This is a genomic window from Citrobacter sp. (genome assembly GCF_050252275.1).
Taxonomy (GTDB): Bacteria; Pseudomonadota; Gammaproteobacteria; order Enterobacterales; family Enterobacteriaceae; genus Citrobacter_A; species Citrobacter_A amalonaticus.
The window spans coordinates 1-6350 of sequence record NZ_JBFWLF010000265.1; the positions used below are offsets into that span (position 1 = coordinate 1).

The 6350-nt window shown below is 54.7% G+C and carries 8 protein-coding genes; 2 read left to right on the plus strand and 6 right to left on the minus strand.

Annotated features, from left to right (window positions below; genetic code table 11):
- The 6 genes from cysP to AB7E14_RS18830 all read right to left on the minus strand — a co-directional run.
- On the minus strand, positions 1-686 hold a 686-nt coding region (gene cysP / locus AB7E14_RS18805), incomplete at its 3' end, for a thiosulfate ABC transporter substrate-binding protein CysP (protein WP_428169788.1).
- A gap of 154 nt (positions 687-840) precedes the next feature.
- Complete coding sequence (gene ucpA / locus AB7E14_RS18810; protein WP_044327215.1) at positions 841-1632, minus strand: SDR family oxidoreductase UcpA; 792 nt, start codon at positions 1630-1632, stop codon at positions 841-843.
- Positions 1633-1811: 179 nt separating this feature from the next.
- Positions 1812-2711 (minus strand): porphyrinogen peroxidase, encoded by a 900-nt coding sequence (yfeX, locus tag AB7E14_RS18815; protein ID WP_042999897.1) that lies wholly within the window; start codon positions 2709-2711, stop codon positions 1812-1814.
- Positions 2712-2806: 95 nt separating this feature from the next.
- Positions 2807-3382: an RpoE-regulated lipoprotein gene (locus AB7E14_RS18820; protein WP_042999896.1), complete on the minus strand. Its 576-nt coding sequence runs from the start codon at positions 3380-3382 to the stop codon at positions 2807-2809.
- A 60-nt stretch (positions 3383-3442) separates the two neighbouring features.
- On the minus strand, positions 3443-3892 hold the full coding sequence (locus tag AB7E14_RS18825) for a DUF2919 domain-containing protein (protein WP_316962724.1): 450 nt from the start codon (positions 3890-3892) through the stop codon (positions 3443-3445).
- A complete protein-coding gene (locus AB7E14_RS18830) occupies positions 3879-4304 on the minus strand; it encodes a GNAT family acetyltransferase (protein WP_042317665.1) in 426 nt (141 codons plus the stop codon). The genes AB7E14_RS18825 and AB7E14_RS18830 overlap by 14 nt, the downstream gene beginning before the upstream one ends.
- A gap of 211 nt (positions 4305-4515) precedes the next feature.
- On the opposite strand from AB7E14_RS18830, the gene amiA reads away from it, so the two are divergent.
- Positions 4516-5385, plus strand: coding sequence for an N-acetylmuramoyl-L-alanine amidase AmiA (gene amiA / locus AB7E14_RS18835; protein ID WP_042999894.1), 870 nt, complete (start codon positions 4516-4518; stop codon positions 5383-5385).
- Between the two features lie 2 nt (positions 5386-5387).
- Positions 5388-6287, plus strand: a complete 900-nt coding sequence (hemF, locus tag AB7E14_RS18840; RefSeq protein ID WP_058586934.1) for an oxygen-dependent coproporphyrinogen oxidase — start codon at positions 5388-5390, stop codon at positions 6285-6287.
- The last annotated feature ends 63 nt before the right edge of the window (positions 6288-6350 follow it).

Consider the following 6350-nt stretch of genomic DNA (forward strand, 5'->3'; position numbering starts at 1 on the left):
TCATACTGTTTGCGAATGTTGTTCACTTCGGACTCAAAGCTAATCAGCACATCGCCCAGTCCGCGCTCAGCAAACGTCGTGGTCGCGCCGCGACCGCCGGTATCAAACACTTCGACGTTTTTCAGGAACTGGGTCATGAACTGTTCAGTTTTGGCTTTATCGCCGCCGTCCGCGTTATCGGCGGCGCCCCAGGCAGCCAGATAGGTGTAACGGGCGTTACCGGAGGTTTTCGGGTTCGGGAAGATCAGTTTTACATCAGAACGGACAAGGTCGTTCCAGTCGCGAATGTTCTTCGGGTTGCCTTTACGTACCAGGAATCCCATCGTGGAGTAAAACGGTGAGCTGTTGTTCGGCAGACGGCTTTGCCAGTCAGCCGGAATCAGCTTGCCTTTGTCATGCAGGATCTGCACATCGGTCACCTGGTTGTAGGTCACGACGTCGGCTTTCAGTCCCTGTAAAATTGCCAGCGCCTGCTTTGAGGAGCCCGCGTGCGACTGTTTAATCGTCAGCTTATCGCCGCCGTTATCTTTCGCCCACTGCTGTTCAAACGGCGGGTTGAGGGCGGCAAACAGTTCGCGGGAGACGTCGTACGAGCTGTTCAACAGCTCCGTCGCCTGCGCCTGACCGACCAGTAACAACGACGCCATCAGCGTCAGATATCTTTTTTTCAGTAAGTTAACGGCCATTGCGCACCCTTATAAATTTGATGACTTTCTAATAGCCATAATATTTATAACGAGTGTGAAAGGAGTAACGGTTTTATATACCGTTTACTGATTTGAAAGTTGAAAAGGGAATAAGAGAAACCCCTCCTGATGGTCAGAAGGGGTTGTGCTGTCGTCAGATTCCGACGCTGACGGTCTCCGGCAACGTGCTGCCGCCGTCAATCACGTTTTGCGTGCCCGTGAGATAGCTGGACTCATCCGACGCCAGGAAGGCGGCCAGTTCACCCACTTCCAGCGGGCAGGCCAGTCGACGCAGCGGGATCGCCTTCGCCATTTCGGTCAGCACTGCTTCCGGATCGTCCGGGTTAGACTGCTGCGCAATGCTTTCCGCCATCGGGGTACGCACGTAGCCCGGGCAAATCGCATTCACGCGAATCCCCGACTGGGCGTACTCCACCGCCAGCGATTTGGTCAGCCCGACAATCGCGGCCTTCGACAACGCATAGGCCGTTTCGCCCGGATCGGCGACCATATCGCCAGTGACCGAGGACATCATCACGATGCGTCCGTCTTTACGCTTAATCATCTCCGGCAGGACCGCTTTGGTCACGTTCCAGACGCCTTTGATATTCACATCAATGTGGAAGTCGCGATCTTCGTCGCTCATGTCGAGGAAGCTGCCCAGACGGCAGACGCCTGCATTGTTGACCAGAATGTCGATGCGGCCTTCCACCTCTTTCGCTTTCTTCAACGCCGCCGCCACGGAGGCGGGATCGGTCACATCCGCAATCACCGCCGTACAGCGATGCCCGCGGCCACCGAGTTCATCCGCCAGCTTTTCAATCTCATCGGAGATATCCAGCAAGATTAAGTTCGCCCCATGCCGGGCAAACACTTTGGCGATGCCTTCGCCAATGCCCTGTGATGCGCCTGTAATCAATGCTGTTTTGCCCGTGAGTTTACCCATTTCAATGCTCTCCTTGTGAATATGAAGTCTCACACTCCATTAACATTGAAAATACAGGAAAAAAGGATACGTGCTGAGGAACAGCTCACTAATTAAGGTAAATCTTAGATAAAAATCATCCCCGCCGGGGCGGGGACACTATTTTTATGCTGGTCGTAGCGACGTGCGTAAGCGGAAAATTACAGTGCCAGCAAACGGTCCAGAGACGGCGCAAAGTAATACCCTCCGGTCACCGGTTTGGTGAAGCGCAGCATGGCGTCACGTTTGCCGTCGGTGTCGCCAAACATGCTCAGCAGTTGCTGTTCAATGTTATGCAGACGCGCACAGTAGGCGCAGAAATAGAGACCATGAGTGCCGCTGGCGGTGCCGTATGGCAGGCTCTGGCGAACAATTTTCAGCCCTTTGCCGTCTTCTTTCAGATCCACACGGCTCAAGTGCGACGTTACCGGGCGATCGTCGCCATCGATCTCTTCGTTGGCTTCTTTGGTACGCCCGATCATCATCTCCTGATCGTGAATACTCATGCGGTTGAGCTGCTTCAGATTGTGTTCCCAGCGCTGAACAAAGACGTAGCTGCCACCCGCATCCACGCCGTCTTTGATGACCGCCACTTCGCGGCGCGTCTCTTCCCCTGCCGGGTTTTCCGTACCGTCGACAAAGCCGCTGAGATCACGCTCTTCCACCCAACGGAAACCGTGGATCTCTTCCTGGACCTCAATGCAATCGCCGAAGGCTTCCATCGCCGCCTGAGCGACAGAGAAATTCACATCGTGACGCAGAGAAAGAATGTGGATCAGCACATCGTACTGGGTCGCCGGGGCCAGGCCTTTACCGTAAGGGATAAAGTCTTTCAGCTCTTCAGCCCCCACTCCGCCGCTCAGGGCGCGCCAGGTGTTGTTGCCGAAGGCCACGACCGCCCCCAGATGGGCATCCGGGAATGTCGCCTGGAAGGTCGCCAGTTTATCAGCGAACGCTTTGCTGGCACCACGCAGGGCATCAACGTCGCCTTTTACATTCGCTTCAATCCAAATCGCCGCACGGCAATGCTCTGGCAAAATGCCACTCTGAACCTGAGACATCATTCCTCCTGAAAAATGAGAATGCCACGCAATCGTGGCATTGATGGGCGTTATTTTACCCTGTTTTTACGTTCGAGGGTTTGTTCAGACGCAAATTAACGACGCCAGATAATTTTGCTCACTTTCCACGCTTTCAGCGTATCGTCCGGCGGCATTAACCCTTCAGGCCCCTTCCATTCACCGGTAAAGAGATAGCTGATGTGTTGACTGCCTTCGGCTTTACATTCTACTGCGCTCTGCTCAGCGTGGCTGGCAGGCTGACAATTGCCGAACGCTTTGCTGTAGAGGTCGCTAAACGGTGTGCCAATTTCAACGCCCGCGTCGGAAGGAATCCCGCTATCCAGGACATCAATGCGGCTGATGTTTCCCTGCTCGCCGTGAATGACCATCGCCACCTTGTCGCCGTTCATGGCTTCGAAAAAGCGCACCACATTGCCATTCTCGGTCTTCATGCCACTGCGCAGGCGATAGTCGCCGTCCAGCGCATCGGCAATGGCCTGTTCATTTAGCGGCGTCGATGCCGTGAGTGCGCCAACGCCCTGTTCGGTTACTTCTGTCGATGAACCAAACCAGTTCCACGGATTGGCGGCAGACCAGTTTACCGACGACAGCGTCGAACAGCCGGTCAGCACCAGCGGCATAGCACATAACACTACACGCAGCGATTTCATCTCACTTCCTTTCATTAATGATCAACGTTACCTGGAGTCCGGCTTCACCAAAAAGTTCCGTTATTCTTTCTCCAGAGTAAAACAGGCGCGCATCCGTCGGTTGGTCAATAGCCACAAAAGTGCCACGATATCCGCCACCACCAGCGCCAGACCCACGCCATTGACAGGATCGCCATTGAACCAGAGAACGGGCTGCCAGCAGAGCAGCATCACCTGCGCAACAATCAATAGCAGTCGCAATGCCTGCCATAAACGCGGAAAAGTGTAACGTCGCCCGCTCAGTAAAAATGCGAGCACGGCAGGAATGCCGGGTAGCAGCCCCAGCCAAAAGTTGTCGTGATCGGGATAAAACAGATTCAGCAGCGCAGTGCCCTGCTCGCGAGAAGAACCGGCGATCACAAACAGCACCCAGGTCCGCGCCTGAAGCAGCAGCACAAGCCAGAACAAAAAGGGCAGACGCAAATGGCCGTGGCCATCGTAATCTGCAGGATGAAACTCAATATTCTTCATCTTCGATCAGGCGTTTTCCGAGACATAGCACGTCGGAATGCTCATAGCCGAGTCGTTCATACATCCCCAACACCACGTCGTTATCTTCACGCACCATGATCTGAATCTTCGGGCAACCGCGCGCAATGAGTTTTTTCTCAAGCCGGTTAAGCAGCGCATTGGCGATGCCGCGACCGCGAAATTCCGGGTGCACGCCAAGATAATAGGCCGATCCGCGATGACCGTCGTAGCCGCCCATCACCGTCCCTACCACTTCCCCGTTTACTTCCGCAACGAGAAACAGGCTAACGTCATGGTTCACCTTCCGCTCGATATCCATTTCCGGGTCATTCCACGGACGCAACAAATCGCAGCGCTCCCAGAGGGTGATCACCTCTTCGAAATCTTCCTGGCGAAAAACGCGTATCTCCATGGTATTGAGGCCCTTTTCAAGGTTAAAACTCCGATTATGGCGCGAACGCCCCATTTAGCCAATATCTGACGCGAAACGGCGGAAAAAATGGCATAATAGCGGATTGTCACGTATTGAAATGAAAAGTAAAACAATTCTCAACATCAAGCGTCGTAACGGATTACGCGATACGATATAACATCAGGACTCTTTTTTTTACAACTCAGGCCGTATGAGCACTTTTAAACCGCTAAAAACTCTCACATCGCGCCGCCAGGTGCTGAAAGCCGGACTGGCGGCACTGACATTAACAGGGATGGCGAACGCCACAGCCAAAGAAGCCCCACTGAAAACCAGCAATGGTCACAGTCAGCCTGCCACGAAAAAATCAGGTGGCAAGCGCATTGTCGTGCTGGACCCTGGCCACGGCGGTATCGACACCGGAGCCATTGGCCGCAACGGCTCCAAAGAAAAGCATGTTGTGCTGGCGATAGCGAAAAATGTGCGTTCCATTTTACGCAGTCAGGGGATCGACTGCCGCCTGACGCGTTCGGGCGATACCTTTATTCCCCTGTACGACCGCGTCGAAATCGCCCACAAGCACGGCGCGGATCTGTTTATGTCAATCCACGCGGACGGCTTTACCAATCCCAGTGCGGCGGGCGCGTCGGTGTTTGCCCTCTCCAATCGCGGGGCCAGTAGCGCCATGGCGAAATACCTTTCCGACCGCGAAAACCGCGCCGACGAAGTCGCCGGTAAGAAAACGACCGACAAGGATCACCTGTTGCAACAGGTGCTCTTTGACCTGGTACAGACGGATACCATCAAAAACAGCCTGACGCTGGGGTCACATATTCTCAGGAAGATCAAACCGGTACATAAACTGCACAGCCGGAATACGGAACAGGCGGCGTTTGTGGTGCTAAAATCACCGTCAATCCCGTCGGTACTGGTTGAAACCTCATTCATCACCAATCCGGAAGAGGAGCGACTGCTGGGCACCACGGCATTTCGTCAGAAGATCGCCACCGCCATCGCTAATGGTGTGATCAGCTATTTCCATTGGTTTGATAATCAGAAAGCCCATTCGAAGAAACGGTAATCATGAAACCCGATGCTCTACGCGTAAAACAGTTCCTGCTGAACTTGCAGGATGCCATTTGCCAGCAGCTCACCGCCATTGACGGTGCGGAGTTTGTCGAAGATAGCTGGCAGCGTGACGCGGGCGGCGGCGGAAGGAGTCGGGTGCTGCGTAACGGCGGCATCTTCGAACAGGCTGGCGTCAATTTTTCTCACGTACACGGTGACGCCATGCCAGCATCGGCCACGGCCCATCGCCCGGAACTGGCAGGACGCAGTTTTGAAGCGATGGGCGTGTCGCTGGTCGTGCACCCGCTTAACCCTTATATTCCCACCAGCCATGCCAACGTGCGTTTTTTTATTGCCGAAAAGCCGGGTGCCGACCCGGTCTGGTGGTTTGGCGGCGGTTTTGACTTAACGCCCTACTACGGCTTTGAAGAAGACGCCATTCACTGGCATCGCACCGCGCGCGATCTGTGTCAGCCGTTTGGCGACGATGTCTATCCACGTTACAAAAAGTGGTGCGATGACTATTTCTTCCTCAAACATCGCAACGAGCAGCGTGGCATCGGCGGGCTGTTTTTTGACGATCTGAACACGCCGGATTTTGACCACTGTTTCGCCTTCATGCAGGCCGTCGGCGAAGGCTATACCGAGGCGTATCTGCCGATCGTTGAGCGCCGCAAGGCAATGAGCTGGGGTGAACGTGAGCGTAACTTCCAGCTCTATCGTCGCGGTCGTTACGTGGAGTTTAATCTGGTGTGGGATCGTGGCACCCTGTTTGGGCTTCAGACCGGCGGGCGCACGGAATCCATCCTGATGTCGATGCCGCCGCTGGTGCGTTGGGAATACGACTGGCAGCCGGACGCTGGCAGCCCGGAGGCCGCTCTCAGCGATTTTATTCAGGTGCGTGAGTGGGTGTAATTGCCTGATGGCGGCTTACGCCTTACCAGGCCTACAATCCATTGCAGCCTGCGTTCATCACAT

Coding starts and splice junctions, on each gene's coding strand:
- ucpA (WP_044327215.1), bottom strand. CDS start 1,632: ATGGGTAAACTCACGGGCAAAACAGCATTGATTACAGGCGCATCACAG.
- yfeX (WP_042999897.1), bottom strand. CDS start 2,711: ATGTCTCAGGTTCAGAGTGGCATTTTGCCAGAGCATTGCCGTGCGGCG.
- AB7E14_RS18820 (WP_042999896.1), bottom strand. CDS start 3,382: ATGAAATCGCTGCGTGTAGTGTTATGTGCTATGCCGCTGGTGCTGACC.
- AB7E14_RS18825 (WP_316962724.1), bottom strand. CDS start 3,892: ATGAAGAATATTGAGTTTCATCCTGCAGATTACGATGGCCACGGCCAT.
- AB7E14_RS18830 (WP_042317665.1), bottom strand. CDS start 4,304: ATGGAGATACGCGTTTTTCGCCAGGAAGATTTCGAAGAGGTGATCACC.
- amiA (WP_042999894.1), top strand. CDS start 4,516: ATGAGCACTTTTAAACCGCTAAAAACTCTCACATCGCGCCGCCAGGTG.
- hemF (WP_058586934.1), top strand. CDS start 5,388: ATGAAACCCGATGCTCTACGCGTAAAACAGTTCCTGCTGAACTTGCAG.